The sequence below is a fragment of the Flavobacterium faecale genome (assembly GCF_003076455.1).
Classification (GTDB): Bacteria; Bacteroidota; Bacteroidia; order Flavobacteriales; family Flavobacteriaceae; genus Flavobacterium; species Flavobacterium faecale.
The window spans coordinates 107141-120777 of the sequence record NZ_CP020918.1; the positions used below are offsets into that span (position 1 = coordinate 107141).

The 13637-nt window shown below is 34.1% G+C and carries 14 protein-coding genes; 9 read left to right on the plus strand and 5 right to left on the minus strand.

Annotation, left to right across the window (positions count from 1 at the left end; all coding sequences use genetic code 11):
- Positions 1 to 3: 3 nt before the first annotated feature.
- The gene (locus FFWV33_RS00495) at positions 4 to 660 is read right to left on the minus strand and encodes a DUF4230 domain-containing protein (RefSeq protein WP_108739071.1); all 657 of its coding nucleotides are present in this window, start codon (positions 658 to 660) and stop codon (positions 4 to 6) included.
- Positions 660 to 1607 (minus strand): GSCFA domain-containing protein, encoded by a 948-nt coding sequence (locus tag FFWV33_RS00500; protein WP_108739072.1) that lies wholly within the window; start codon positions 1605 to 1607, stop codon positions 660 to 662. The genes FFWV33_RS00495 and FFWV33_RS00500 overlap by 1 nt, the downstream gene beginning before the upstream one ends.
- Positions 1608 to 1771: 164 nt before the next feature.
- Between FFWV33_RS00500 and FFWV33_RS00505 the strand changes: the two genes are divergently transcribed.
- The 8 genes from FFWV33_RS00505 to FFWV33_RS00540 all read left to right on the plus strand — a co-directional run bounded on the left by FFWV33_RS00505 (position 1772) and on the right by FFWV33_RS00540 (position 7576).
- Entirely contained in the window at positions 1772 to 2428 is a 657-nt protein-coding gene (locus tag FFWV33_RS00505) for a hypothetical protein (protein ID WP_108739073.1), read from the plus strand.
- A gap of 35 nt (positions 2429 to 2463) precedes the next feature.
- The gene (locus FFWV33_RS00510; protein ID WP_108739074.1) at positions 2464 to 2928 is read left to right on the plus strand and encodes a PepSY-like domain-containing protein; all 465 of its coding nucleotides are present in this window, start codon (positions 2464 to 2466) and stop codon (positions 2926 to 2928) included.
- A 221-nt stretch (positions 2929 to 3149) separates the two neighbouring features.
- Complete coding sequence (locus FFWV33_RS00515) at positions 3150 to 3824, plus strand: response regulator transcription factor (protein WP_108739075.1); 675 nt, start codon at positions 3150 to 3152, stop codon at positions 3822 to 3824.
- A 50-nt stretch (positions 3825 to 3874) separates the two neighbouring features.
- Positions 3875 to 5206, plus strand: coding sequence for a sensor histidine kinase (locus FFWV33_RS00520; protein WP_108739076.1), 1332 nt, complete (start codon positions 3875 to 3877; stop codon positions 5204 to 5206).
- 106 nt (positions 5207 to 5312) lie between these two features.
- Positions 5313 to 5498, plus strand: coding sequence for a hypothetical protein (locus FFWV33_RS00525; protein WP_108739077.1), 186 nt, complete (start codon positions 5313 to 5315; stop codon positions 5496 to 5498).
- Between the two features lie 150 nt (positions 5499 to 5648).
- Positions 5649 to 6560 (plus strand): hypothetical protein, encoded by a 912-nt coding sequence (locus tag FFWV33_RS00530; RefSeq protein WP_108739078.1) that lies wholly within the window; start codon positions 5649 to 5651, stop codon positions 6558 to 6560.
- Positions 6561 to 6589: 29 nt separating this feature from the next.
- Positions 6590 to 7273 carry a hypothetical protein gene (locus FFWV33_RS00535; RefSeq protein WP_108739079.1) on the plus strand — a complete coding sequence of 228 codons (684 nt, stop codon included), beginning with the start codon at positions 6590 to 6592 and terminating at the stop codon, positions 7271 to 7273.
- Between the two features lie 117 nt (positions 7274 to 7390).
- A complete protein-coding gene (locus tag FFWV33_RS00540; protein ID WP_108739080.1) occupies positions 7391 to 7576 on the plus strand; it encodes a hypothetical protein in 186 nt (61 codons plus the stop codon).
- Between the two features lie 137 nt (positions 7577 to 7713).
- Here the strand turns inward: FFWV33_RS00540 and FFWV33_RS00545 are convergent, their stop codons facing one another.
- The 3 genes from FFWV33_RS00545 to alaS are packed head-to-tail and all read right to left on the minus strand — an operon-like array spanning position 7714 to position 12042.
- Positions 7714 to 8490: a hypothetical protein gene (locus FFWV33_RS00545; protein WP_108739081.1), complete on the minus strand. Its 777-nt coding sequence runs from the start codon at positions 8488 to 8490 to the stop codon at positions 7714 to 7716.
- Between the two features lie 59 nt (positions 8491 to 8549).
- Positions 8550 to 9401 carry a hypothetical protein gene (locus FFWV33_RS00550; protein WP_159085951.1) on the minus strand — a complete coding sequence of 284 codons (852 nt, stop codon included), beginning with the start codon at positions 9399 to 9401 and terminating at the stop codon, positions 8550 to 8552.
- Positions 9402 to 9405: 4 nt separating this feature from the next.
- On the minus strand, positions 9406 to 12042 hold the full coding sequence (gene alaS / locus FFWV33_RS00555; RefSeq protein ID WP_108739083.1) for an alanine--tRNA ligase: 2637 nt from the start codon (positions 12040 to 12042) through the stop codon (positions 9406 to 9408).
- Positions 12043 to 12443: 401 nt separating this feature from the next.
- Between alaS and FFWV33_RS00560 the strand changes: the two genes are divergently transcribed.
- Positions 12444 to 13421: a M23 family metallopeptidase gene (locus FFWV33_RS00560; RefSeq protein WP_108739084.1), complete on the plus strand. Its 978-nt coding sequence runs from the start codon at positions 12444 to 12446 to the stop codon at positions 13419 to 13421.
- Positions 13422 to 13637 lie beyond the last annotated feature (216 nt).

Sequence of the window (13637 nt, forward strand, 5' to 3'; positions counted from 1 at the left end):
AAACTATCCTTTTATTTTTAGACCCAAATCGGTTTCCTTATCCATTTCTTCACCGTTGTATTGTAATTTCCACCCCATAGTCTTAGTTACAATTAGCAACTTAGACAATTCAGATATTAAGCGATTTTTAGCGTTCTTCTTCAACGGAGAATTGGCTATTTTTTTGGCAATGTTTACTTTGGCTATTTTGGCTATTTTATTATAATCCTCTCCTGTAAATTCGTTCATTCTGCTGGACTCGGTGTCATAATATTTCAGGTCGGTACTGATTTTGATTTCTTCTTTGGGAATACTTATAATATTAACCACTTTGTTAATCGAATCAATATCATATTTCACCAAGCTCAAATCAAAACCGACTGTAACATCTGCATTGACAATTACTAAGGCTTTTTTTTCGAAAGCAATTAAATTCCCTAGATATTTCTTGTTGTCTTTGTACGTCAAAACCTCAGCAAAATGACCTTCGGTAACCACTAGCTTACCAACATTTTTGATTTGTTGTTCAATTAAAGCAGTATCATATTCTACTGTAGACGTTTCGTCTTTTTTGGTAAAGTATTTATACCCAAAAAACAGTACTAAAGCAATAAGCGCAAGTATAAACCATTTTCTTATTTCTGTAAAGACAGATGTTTTTGTTTTTTCTGTAGGTCCCATTAAAATTGTATTTGAGGATATTTTGAGGCTAAATTATCGATTTTATCTTGTAATTTTATCTTAAACTTTTGGTGACTTTCAGATTCTTGATTAAACGGTTTGTGTTTCAGACTTTTCTGAATGGCATCAACGGTCTCCATCACAGGATATACTGACTCCGAAATGGTGATTTGTTGAAAACGTTGCCAAATAAAATCGATTGCCAAATCGCTCGGATGAAGCATATCATTAGCATAAAAACGATAATCGCGCAACTCGTCCATCATGATTTCAAAGGACGGAAAATAACTGCACATAGCATCATTTTTTATAACCTCATGGATAGCACTTATTAAGTGAGCTTTACTTAACGTATTCTCTACATAACCGTCCTTGATGTGGCGCACTGGCGAAACCGTAAACGTAATTTTGATTTGCGGGTTGATCGATTGCACCAAACAAACAGTAGTATCAATCGCATTTTGAATGGTTTTTATCGAAAGTATTTCTTTCGAAAACTCCTTTTGAGGTACTTTATGACAATTGGCAACGGTTTGATCAGTTTCGAGAAAACGATATACCCATGAAGTTCCGTAGGTTATTTGAAAATGAGTGGCTTCCCTTAGTTCGAGATGCATCTTTTCGACCAAATGATTAAGTTCTATCAAAAAAGCTTCTTTATTTGGGTTCGAAAGTTCGGAATGGACTTCAAAACAATGCCATAAATCATTATAAAAAAACAAATCACTTTCGAAAAAAAATCTTCTACCTACTGCCCTTTCGATCAAAATCGAAATTGAAACGGGATTGAAAATAATGCCGAACGGGTTACATCCGTTTTGAAATTTGAAATAGTCTAATTTCTCTGCCATGTTTACAGCAAAACAGGAGCCTATCGAAACTATCTTTGAAGTATAATCAATTGGGATATTACTTTTTTTTATCGGAATTTGAAGTCGGAAATCCATTCTATCTTTTTTTGTTACAAAAATACATCTTAAACTTTTGCTACATCATAGTATTTTTCTAAATAATATTATTGGTCAATCGAACAATCTTCATTTAATCTTCATTTATGCAGCATACTTTTGACATGTTAAAATAAATAACAACACTCTTAATATTCAAAATTATGAAAACTAAAATCACTCTAGTAGCATCAATGTTAATCATTGGAACTTTTGCTCAAGCACAAATAGCAGAAATTAAAGTTGCTCAAAATGGCATTACACAATTGAACAAACAAGAAAAAGAATTACAATTACAAAAAAGTTGCGCTAGTAATGACATTGCACTTTTAACAGATCAAGAAAAAAAGATTAAAGTTGAAAAACTGAATTTGAAAAACGAAATACGTTATTTGAAAACTATAGAAGTAAATCCCGACACAAAACTACAGTTTAAGGAAGATTTTAAATCGGTATCAAATGCAGATTGGTCAGCAGATACTTATTATACCTGTGCCAAATTCAACCAAAATGGTCAAACTTTAACGGCTTACTATGACAACGATTCCAAATTGATAGGTACCACAACTGCAAAAAAATTATCTGATCTACCACTGGCTACACAAAACAGTATCACTAACAAATACAGTGATTATAAAATAAAATCAGTTCTCTATTTTAATGATAATGCTGCAAGCGACTCAGACCTATTTATGCTTGACAAACAATTCAATGATACCGACTGCTTTTTTGTTATTCTTACCAATGCAAAACAAAAAATAACACTTCAATTAAATGATGCTGGACAAATCATGAACGAAAAATCAACTCAAGATTTGTAGGATAATTAAAAACTCAATTCTAAAAGCTCTACCTCATGAAAAATCTAACACTACTTTTTACTTTATTGACCATTAATTTGGTAATAGGTCAGGTTCAAAAGCAGCATGTGGTAGAAGTACCTATTGAGGTATCAAATGCTTTTGAACAAGCATACCCTCATAAAAATGTAGTTTGGAGTTCTGACTTTGAAGGACATAACAACCAACAACTAACTTATATTGCAAAATTTAAAGTCGAAAACCGTGAAGTAGCAGTACATTATGACCAAGCAGGTCATTTTGAATTAATTGAAGAAGCACTTTCCTTAAGTGGTTTAAAAGCGGCCATCACAAAATATATTGCTAAAAATTATGGGACCTTTAAAAGTACTGAAGCGGTAAAAATAATCGACAGTCAAAATAAGACTACCTATGAAGTTGGAATAACAGACAACACCTATTTCTTTGATTTACAATTTGACGATACAGGTTATTTTTTGCAATTGATTGACAAAAACTAAAGATTGTTTACTACAAAGGTAGTTTCCATTTTGTTTTTGTTTTGCAGTTAAAACAACAAACAGTAAGGACTAGCTAAAAATAAAAGTACAATATGATTACCTTACAAGATTCGAATTTAGAAATAAAATAATAAATGAAACGTTCTAGATTAAATTATAAATTTGTCTGATAGAGCTTCTTAATCTGATCTTTTCGAAGACTTGAAAAAAATTATAAAACCATGAATATCCTTTTAGTAGAAGACACTCGAGAATTAGCCGTAGAAATCAATGAATATTTAACCCAAAATGGCTATTTGTGTAAAGCGGTGTCTACCTGCAAGGATGCTATTGAAGAGTCAGCCGTAAATGATTATGATGCTATACTTCTTGACTTGGGGCTTCCGGATGGTAGCGGCTTTGACGTACTTACTTCCATTCGAAAAGCAAAATTAAAAATGGCAGTCATAGTTATCACTGCCCGTGGTGAACTAGATGACAAAATAAAAGGTTTGGATCTTGGTGCTGATGACTACCTTACAAAACCTTTTGCTTTGGCAGAACTAGGTGCTCGCCTATACGCAGTGATCCGACGCATGCACGGTTTTGTAGCCAATGAACTAGAGATACACGGTTTTAAAATTCAGTTACAAGATTACAAAGTAAATTATAATGATAATCAAATAGCCTTGACAAAAAAAGAATTTGATATTTTTCAGTACCTTTCACTTAATAAAAATAGAGTGGTAACTCGTATGCAATTGACAGAACATGTTTGGGGAGATATATTGGAAATAAATTCAGATTCCAACTTTATTGATGTTCATGTTCGAAATTTACGCAAAAAACTAGATAAGCATGCTGATTTAAAATGGTTTGAAACCGTAAGAAATGTAGGATATCGAATTAATGTTTAATCTTTTTTAGATATAAAAAGCTAAAAAAAGTCCCGATAATAAAATTAGATATGAAATTAAAAAACAAAATCGCATTAGGTAGTATGTTTCTCCGACTGTTGTTTTTGTTAGTTTTCTGGTTTACTATTCCTGCTATCGTCAAACATGTAATTTACAAGAATATCGAGAAGACCAGTCTTGAAAAACGTGATTTGTTCAAAAAAGACATTAACAGTAAAAATGTTGACAACATAGACATCCAAGATTTCATAGAACGAAAGGATTCTGATGAAATATTCGCCAATTTCACTACACTGCACAGCGAGTTTCTACAATTTTATCAATCAAAATCCACTACTTCAACTCCAGACAATTTTGTAGATGAAGATCGTATTCTAGACCACAAAACTTTTACTTTCAGGGTACTATACCACGATTTCACTTATAATAAAGCACATTACATACTTGAAATAGGTAAAAACATTGAAGAAATAGATGAGCTCATCACTAGCTTGCACTATTTCTTATTATTATTTATGGTAGTCACGCTAGTTTTGAATCATTTTGCTCAAACTATTTTTGTAAATTATCTTTTAAAACCTTTTCAAAAATTAATAGATACAAAAATCAGTAAAGAAAACCAACCTGAAACCTTTGACTTTACAACCACAAATTCAAGCACCACCGATTTTATTGCACTAGACGAAGGACTAAACAGTATGATGCATCGGATTCAAGGTCAATTTAAAAATGAGAAACAATTTATTGCCAATGTTTCACACGAACTACTAACCCCTATTTCTATCCTTAAAAATAGATTTGAAAATTTACTCAACAACCCATCATTAAATGATGAAGCCATGGACAAAGTGGCTCTTTCTTTAAAAAATTTAAACAACTTAAAAAGAATTATCAACAACTTACTACTGCTTTCACGTATTGAAAATAATCAATATTCTACTTTTGAAAGGCTACAACTCAAATCACAGATTGCCGATATCACCACGGACTTAGAGGATCAAATTGAAATAAAACAAATCACCATTATCAATAATTTGACACATGATTATCAATTTAAAGGCAATAAAGCCTTGATCCATATTCTCTTTTACAACATTATTATTAATGCTTTGAAATTCACTACTCCCCAAGACATTATTCGGTTGTACGACAATATGAATGATGGTATCTATTCCATTTCAATTCAAGACTCTGGTATCGGAATGACTACCGAACAAACAAAAAATATTTTTGATCGTTTCATCAAGATCAATATCGATCAAGAAGGTCAAGGACTTGGTTTGGCAATTGCAGCCAGTATCGCAAATTTACACAACATCGAAATCCAGGTCCAATCTATACTTCATGAAGGCAGCACTTTTACTTTTCTTTTTCGAAAATAAAAAAATCAATTCGGATACATAACTTCATTTTGTCTTCATCTTCCCTATATATCTTTGAAATATCAAAATAACAAACTGTTATTTATTAATTCAAAATGTAATAATCATGAAAAATTTATTGATTCTAGCAATCTGTGTTCTTGGAACATCAGTGATGGTAGATGCAAAAACAATGTCTAGCAATGTTACGCATTTGAAAGAAGTTGTTACCAAAACTCACTCTAAAAACAAACCTGTTAAAAAGGTTAAAAGAGTGAAAAAAGAGAAAAAAGTAGCAACCCCAAAATCATAGTTGAATTAATCCAATTTAACTACAAGATTTACTTGATAGAAAAGCCAGCAAAATGCTTGCCTGGCTTTTCTATTAACTTTTAATCTTCATTTTGACTTCATATTTGATTGGTACATTTGAACTAGAAAACGACTTTTAATCGCTACAAAAATGAAAACAAAAGCAATTCAAACAGCAAAATACTTTAGCGCCTTTTCTAGCCTAAAAATAATCCCAATAGCATTGTTATTCCCATTAGTTTCGGTTGTCGCACAAGGTACACCCCAACTACAAACTCCTGGACAAAACTTTAGTCTTGAAGGAGCATTGGCTCTTTTTAAAAAAGCAAAAACGGTACAACAATTTGAACGCTCACTTAATCATGAAGATAACAACGTTAACAATTTGGATTTAAATAAAGATGGGCAAACAGATTATATAGCTGTAAACGATATTAAAGAAAATAATGCTCATGTACTCGTACTTAGCACAAGCATTAGTAAAAATAACATTCAGGACATCGCAACTATTAATGTTGAAAAATCATCTAACAATGAAGCTAATGTCCAAATCATAGGCGACCCTGATTTGTATCCTGCCAATACAATTATTGAACCTTCCCCTTACGATGGGCCGATGGTAGCTAGTACTGACACACAAAATACTTATTCCAATCAAATTGCTAACCAAGTTGGGTACAATGTTTGGGAATGGCCTTTGGTACAATACCTATACAATCCTTATTATTCCATTTGGAACTCTCCATACAGTTGGTATAATTTACCTTTCGGGTACAACATGTGGCGCCCAAAAATGTATACACAGTTTTATAGTGGGGGCAACAATTATCGCTCACATTATTATCATGCTCCACGCCTTAGAGTTACTGTTTCTCAAAATATTTACAGAGCACACCGCGGTTCTTTAGGATATGGACAAAATTTTAGAATTCAAAACAACTACTTCAATTTCGATAGAAGTAATTCATTTGCTGGAAGATACATTGGGCATCCCACATATAGGAGTATTGGCTTTCGTGGAGGACACAGTTTTGGTGGCAGCGGGCACGGCGGCAGAAGATAAAAAACACAGAATTTACTAAAAAAAATAGTATGAAAAATTCAAAAAGAATCCTTGCTGGAGCTATCTTAGTTTCATCCCTTTGCCTTAACAGTTGTCAAAAAAGACATCATGATAAAGAAGCAGAAAATGTAGTAGAAAAAATTGAAGAAGAAAGTGTTATCAATGATATCCCAAACCCATCTGATGCTCATTTTTCCGAGGCTATCAAGCAGCTCGAAGCCAAAAACTACAAAGAAGTAGCACAAAACATACAACTTGGTATACAGGCTATAAAACAAGAAAGCAAAGGGGACGGTGGCTTGTACAAAGTAAATCTAGACAATGCAATTGCAGCTTTGGAACAAATCTCTACCGATTTTAATAGCAATAAAATCATCTCTGAAAGCACCTTGAAAGAAGTGGTTGCGAACGCCGAAATTAATGTAGCGCATGATTACCTTGCCACCTCAGATGTATACACTATCGTACAACCAGAAGTTAAAAAGAATAATACTGCGGTTAAAAGAATGGAAAATAACTTAGCCATATTAAAACAAAAAGAAACTGCAAAAGTCAAATTAGAAGTTTCGAAAGAAAGACAGCTATTAATCAATGAAGGGCAAAAACTGCAAACAGAATTAAAAGTACTTCAAGCTAAAATAAACGAGCACATTAAAAGATCAGATGCACACATAAAAAATAATTATCCTGAAGAATATGAAGAAATTATCTAGGTGAATTAAAAAAATCTAAAGGTGCTTTAAACTTCATTTTAACTTCATTTAGCACTCCTATCTTTGACTTAACAAAATAAAAAAAACGTTATTATTTAATTATTAAAAAACAATCACATGAAAAAAGTACTCTTATTAGCAATGTTAGTTCTAGGTGCAACAGCAATAGTAAATGCAAAAACTGACCCTATCAAAGGAGGGAAAAAAGAAATCAAAAAAGAACTAAAACAAGTTGAAAAAACTGCAAAACAATTGGAAAATAAAACAGCAGTCACAAAAGCTGAAAAAGTAGCAAAAGATTGAAATACAAAAGAAATAAAAAGCTTTCATACCCTTATTAAAAACTAGCAAGTCCACATTATTTTTAAAAATATTGTGGACTTTGCTTTTTTTTTAATTTCTTGTTTTTCGCCCAAAACAACGATTGATTTAAATAAACATTAGTAATTATAAACCGTGTTCAAACTAATAGAAATCCCTTTATGTGGTATACTCATCAGCGAATTTTTTTCAACGGGATAACTGGCTTTATCGTACTTAAAATTGTTTTTATAATAGGTAGCCGAAGATATGATCTGACCATTACTCTCTACGGTTGTTTCAACAGTACTAATCAAATAATTATTATTCGAAATGATTCCTTCATGATCCCACAATTTATCGTAGCCCTCAATATTATGAAGCGGATTGGTTTTTGAATCGTATTCATAACTCACAGTGTATTTTGAAATTACTCCTGCACTATTATCCAAAATTCGCTCTTCACTCAACATATTTCCATCTTTTAATTTCAGAGTCCCATGATAGATTTTCGTTTCTAGAGGATATGCTTTGGTATCCATTTTTTGATATGAAACAGTATTATCTGCATTTTGAGTATAAGTGATATAATAAGAACCTCCAAGTTCGACACGCTTTAAAAAACCAGACTCATAGGTATAATTCACAAGTGATTTTTCGTTTTTTACTTTATCAGTCGTTACAATTGCAGTAATATAGCCCGAATCATAAGTAAATTCTTTTAAGGTATCTGGGCTTTCGATCGCCATCAACTGTGTTCCGTTGTAGGTATAGTTGGTCGTTTGCACGGTACCACTATCTGACGTTTCTACAACATTTTTTATAAGTTTAGTTTGATTCTCACTGTCAGATGTACACCCAACTATTGCAAAGAATAAACTAGTAATCAACCAAAAAATATATCTATTGTTTCTCATTTACTGAAAGTATTAATGCCTTTCCTGCCTTTTTCTATCACTTATTACAAAAATTAGACCTAAAAATATATTCCAGCACCAAATTTGACAAAATCATAGGTTGGCGTTCCTATTTTCAAATGTTCATAGCCAAAATTGAATACGCCATTTTTCTTATGGTATTTGGCATCCAACTCATACGAGCTCAGTGATTTTCCATTAATGGCACTCCATCTCGTACTCCCTGAAAAACTTATTTTATTCGTCATGAAATAATTGGCATTCAAACCAGCGGCAACACCAAAGGTATGCACTTCATTCCCGACGTAGCTTACTCCTAGCTTCCATCCAAAATTAAATTTCTCAAAGCGAATGCGGTCATAACAAACAGCAAGATCTGCCAAAAACAAATTATAATTCCTTTGATTGATTGGATCCTTTTCGAATAAATTACGAGCGTCGGCTTGAAAATAAAACAATTCAGTTGGTCGTATTTTTGCTTTAAAATGATTCCCATACAACGTATTACTGTTGTACAGGAACGAATCTTCTAGGTCAATCCTAAAATTGGTTTTACTGTAACGGTCTTTTCCCGAATAATCACCTTCATTGCCCAAATGATAAGGGTAAGCAGTAAGCGTATTCAGTAAATGCTTTTCATGCTTATAGTCCCCAATAATGCCGTATTTTACCACGCTCCATGCGGTATAATAAAAAACAGCTGTCACAACTTCTACAAAAAGATTATCAATTACTGAATCATCTGGCTTTGCAGAACTCCTACCAGAGCTAACCGTTGTGGTGCCATTGCTATAATGAACACCTTCTTTTTCGGTGAGCTCTTTTTTTGAAGTTTCAATTTTACTCTGCCCCATCATCAAATGGATCGAAAGCAAAAAAATTAGTACCGCACTACAATTTCTTACCTTCATTTAGTTATTGTACATATTCGATCACTTTGTCAAGTGCCCCTGCAATACCTGCTACATTTTTTCCTTTTCCAGAAGCGAAGAAGGGTTGTCCTCCTCCATTTCCATCAATTAATTTTCCTAATTCTCTAATGACGTTTCCAGCGTTTAATGATTTTTGAGCCACTAACTCTTTAGAAATATAACAGTGGATATTTGGCGCATTATCCTCAATCGAAGCCAAAAACACAAAAGAATTTGGTTTTGAACTTCCAATTGCCATTGCCAAATCTTTGGTAGCTCCCATAGACAAATTGACTTGTTTTGCCAAAAAGTTGATTCCGTTTACCTCTTTAAATTCGCTAACCAAATTATTTTTTAAACCGTCAATTTTATCTTTCAACAATTGCTCCATCTCTTTTTTGATTTTAGCATTTTCTTCTTGCAAAGAAATTACTGATTTCAAAACATCTTGTGGATTTTTTAATGTCGCTTTAATTTCGCCCAGCAACGTTTCTTGCGAAGCATAAAATTGTTTTACCGCATCACTAGTAATCGCTTCGATACGACGAATTCCTGCCGCAACCGCTCCTTCAGAAACGATTTTGAAATTCCAGATATCAGCTGTATTATTCACGTGAATTCCACCGCACAATTCCATACTGTTTCCAAATTTTATTGCACGTACATTATCTCCATATTTCTCTCCAAACAATGCCATTGCACCTTCGTCCAAAGCTTGTTGAATCGGAATATTTCTTCTTTCGATCAACGGTAATTGCTCTTGGATTCTTGCGTTTACAAAATCTTCAACTTGTTGCAATTCATCTTCGGTTACTTTTGAAAAGTGCGAAAAGTCAAAACGCAAGTTATTCGGATTTACCAATGAACCTTTTTGTTCTACATGCGTACCCAAAATCGTGCGTAATGCTAGGTGCATTAAGTGCGTAGCCGAGTGATTTTTGGCTGACAACCCTCTTAAATCGGTATTTACTTTGGCGATAAAATTAGCATTTACATTTTCTGGCAATTTCTTGGTAAAATGCAAAATCAAGTTATTCTCTTTTTTAGTATCGATGATTTCAATCGTTTCATTTGCCGAAACCAATGTTCCTTTATCACCTACTTGCCCTCCTCCTTCTGGGTAGAAAGGGGTAGCATCAAGAACGATTTGGTACAATACACCATCTTTTTTAGAATCAACTTTACGAATACGAGTAATTTTCACTTCGTTCTCCACTTGGTCGTAGCCTACAAAAGTTTCTGTATTTCCTTCAACTAAAATTTCCCAGTCATCGGTAGATACTTCAGATGCGGCACGAGATCGTGATTTTTGCTCTTGCATGGCTTTATCAAAACCAGCTTCGTCCAAACTAAAGCATCTTTCTCTTAAAATCAAAGCAGTTAAATCAATTGGAAAACCGAAAGTATCGTATAGTTCGAAAGCCTTAGCTCCATTCACCTCTTTACCCGAAGTTTCAGCGATTACTTTGTCTAACAATTGCAATCCTTGGTCCAAAGTTCTCAAGAAAGAAGCTTCTTCTTCACGAATTACATTGGTAACCAACGTTTGTTGTTTTTTGATTTCTGGGAAAAACTCACCCATTTGATCTGCCAAAACAGCCACCAATTCAAAAATAAATGGCTCTTTGGTATCCAAGAAGGTGAATCCGTAACGAATCGCTCTACGCAAAATTCGACGAATTACATAACCTGCTCCCGTGTTTGATGGCAACTGTCCGTCAGCAATAGCAAAGGCTACCGCACGCACGTGATCCACAATCACACGAATAGCGATATTGGTTTTATTTTGTTCTTCTGAAACGTTTTTGATTTCGTTTGAAGTATATTTTAATCCTGTAATTTGTTCCACCTTAGCGATAAGCGGTGTAAAAACATCGGTGTCATAGTTAGACGTTACGTCTTGCATTGCCATACACAAACGTTCAAATCCCATTCCGGTATCTACGTGTTGTGCAGGTAATTTTTCTAGAGAACCATCGGCTTTACGGTTGAATTCCATAAATACGTTGTTCCAAATTTCCACTACTTGTGGATGATCTTCGTTAACTAAACTAAAACCAGATACGGCAGCTCGTTCTTCATCTGTACGTAAATCAATATGAATTTCAGAACAAGGTCCGCACGGTCCTTGGTCTCCCATTTCCCAAAAGTTGTCTTTTTTATTCCCTAAAATAATTCGGTCTTCGGGAACAAATTGTTTCCAAATATCAAAAGCATCTTGATCGAAAGGTACATTCTCAGCTTCATTTCCTTCGAAAACAGAAACATACAAACGGTCTTTGTCTAATTTTAAAACATCCGTCAAAAATTCCCAAGCCCAAGGCAAAGCTTCTTTTTTGAAGTAATCGCCAAACGACCAGTTTCCTAACATTTCGAACATGGTGTGGTGGTAGGTATCAAATCCTACATCTTCAAGGTCATTGTGTTTTCCTGATACACGAAGACATTTTTGAGTGTCGGTAATACGATTACTTTTGGGTGTGGCGTTTCCTAAAAAATATTCTTTGAACTGTGCCATCCCCGAGTTGTTGAACATCAAGGTTGGATCATCTTTTAGAACAATAGGAGCCGAAGGAACAATAAGGTGTCCTTTACTTTCAAAGAATTGTAGATACGCTTTGCGAATGTCTTGTGATTTCATTTTTATGTTTTTTACTACTCAGGAACTTTTTTCACCATTAATCTGCCGGTAGACAGGGGCGCAAAAGCTCAAAGTTTTTATTTTATTACCACTTGGGCAGTATTAATTTTAATTTTAATCGAATGTTGTTCTGAGCACCATTTCATGCCCCAGATGGCAGTGGAAAGCTTCGAGAATGGGGACTCTATTTTTTTCTTGAAGCGGCAGAGCGACTCCCGAAGCGTCGGGAGAAGCTCCTGCGGGTTCATTAGAAAAAAAGAGTACCTATCGAGAACTTGCAACGAACAGCTGGATCAGGCCCTAATTATTTTTATTCCGAAAAAAGTGGCGATACGAATAAACATTTCTTAAATTTGTTCAACCAACCATTTTTGACGTGCAAAAATAGGGTATTTTAAAATATGGCGAAAGTAAAATATTATTACGATTCTGAAAATCTGGCCTATCGGAAGATTAAAACCAAGAAAAGACACAAATTTGCCTATTTAGTGTTGTTTTTGGTAGCATCTGCCCTATTTGGTTTTGTCTGTTTTGTAGCTTTATTGAATACTCCTTATTTTGACACTCCAAAAGATCGGTTGATGGCCAGACAGATTGAGAATCTAAAACTAAATTACGAGGTTTTGGATAAGAGAATTGAAGAACTCTCGACGGTAACAGCAGCAATTGAAGATCGAGATAATAATTTGTATCGAACGTATTTTAACATTTCGCCTATTGCAACCGAGGAACGAAAAGCGATAGTTAAAGATCCCAACCGCTATGCCGAGTTGCAAGGGTACGATAATACCAAACTGGTGGCAACGACAACAGAGAAAGTAGATATTTTGTCCAAAGAATTGGCTGTTCAATCAAAATCATTGGACGCTATTTTGAAAATGGCCAAGGAGAAAAATAAATTCTTATCTGCCATTCCTGCCATTCAGCCAGTACGAAATGAAAATTTGAAACGAATGGCGTCAGGTTTTGGATACCGAACCGATCCGTTTACAAAAGCACGAAAAATGCATGAAGGCATGGATTTTACGGCACAAACTGGAACGCCGATTTATGCAACGGGCGACGGCGTAGTGGCACAGGCAGATGCCACGGCTTCGGGCTATGGCAACCATGTAGTGATTAGGCACGGTTATGGATACGAGACTTTGTATACACATATGAGCAAGTATAATTGCCGCGCAGGACAACGTGTAAAACGGGGTGACGTAATTGGTTTTGTGGGTAGCACCGGAAGATCGGAAGCGCCACATTTGCATTATGAAGTTCATAAGGAAGGTAAAGTAGCCAACCCACTGAATTTTTATTACGGTAATATATCTGCTGTAGAATATATTGCGATTTCGCAAATTGCAAATCAAGAGAATCAGTCGCTTGATTAAAAATTTTTAAAATTTAGGAATTAGGATTTAAAAATTTAGGATTGTTGGAATTTTATATCTTATTAAAGATTAGAGATTGATGATTTTGATTAACGATTTTTGATTAACGATTTTTGATTTTTGATGTAGCAATCGAAATTGATTCTTGAAATTGACAGTTGATTTTTGATTTTTGACATTTGAACTTTGATTTTTGAAAAAAAATAATTATTAATA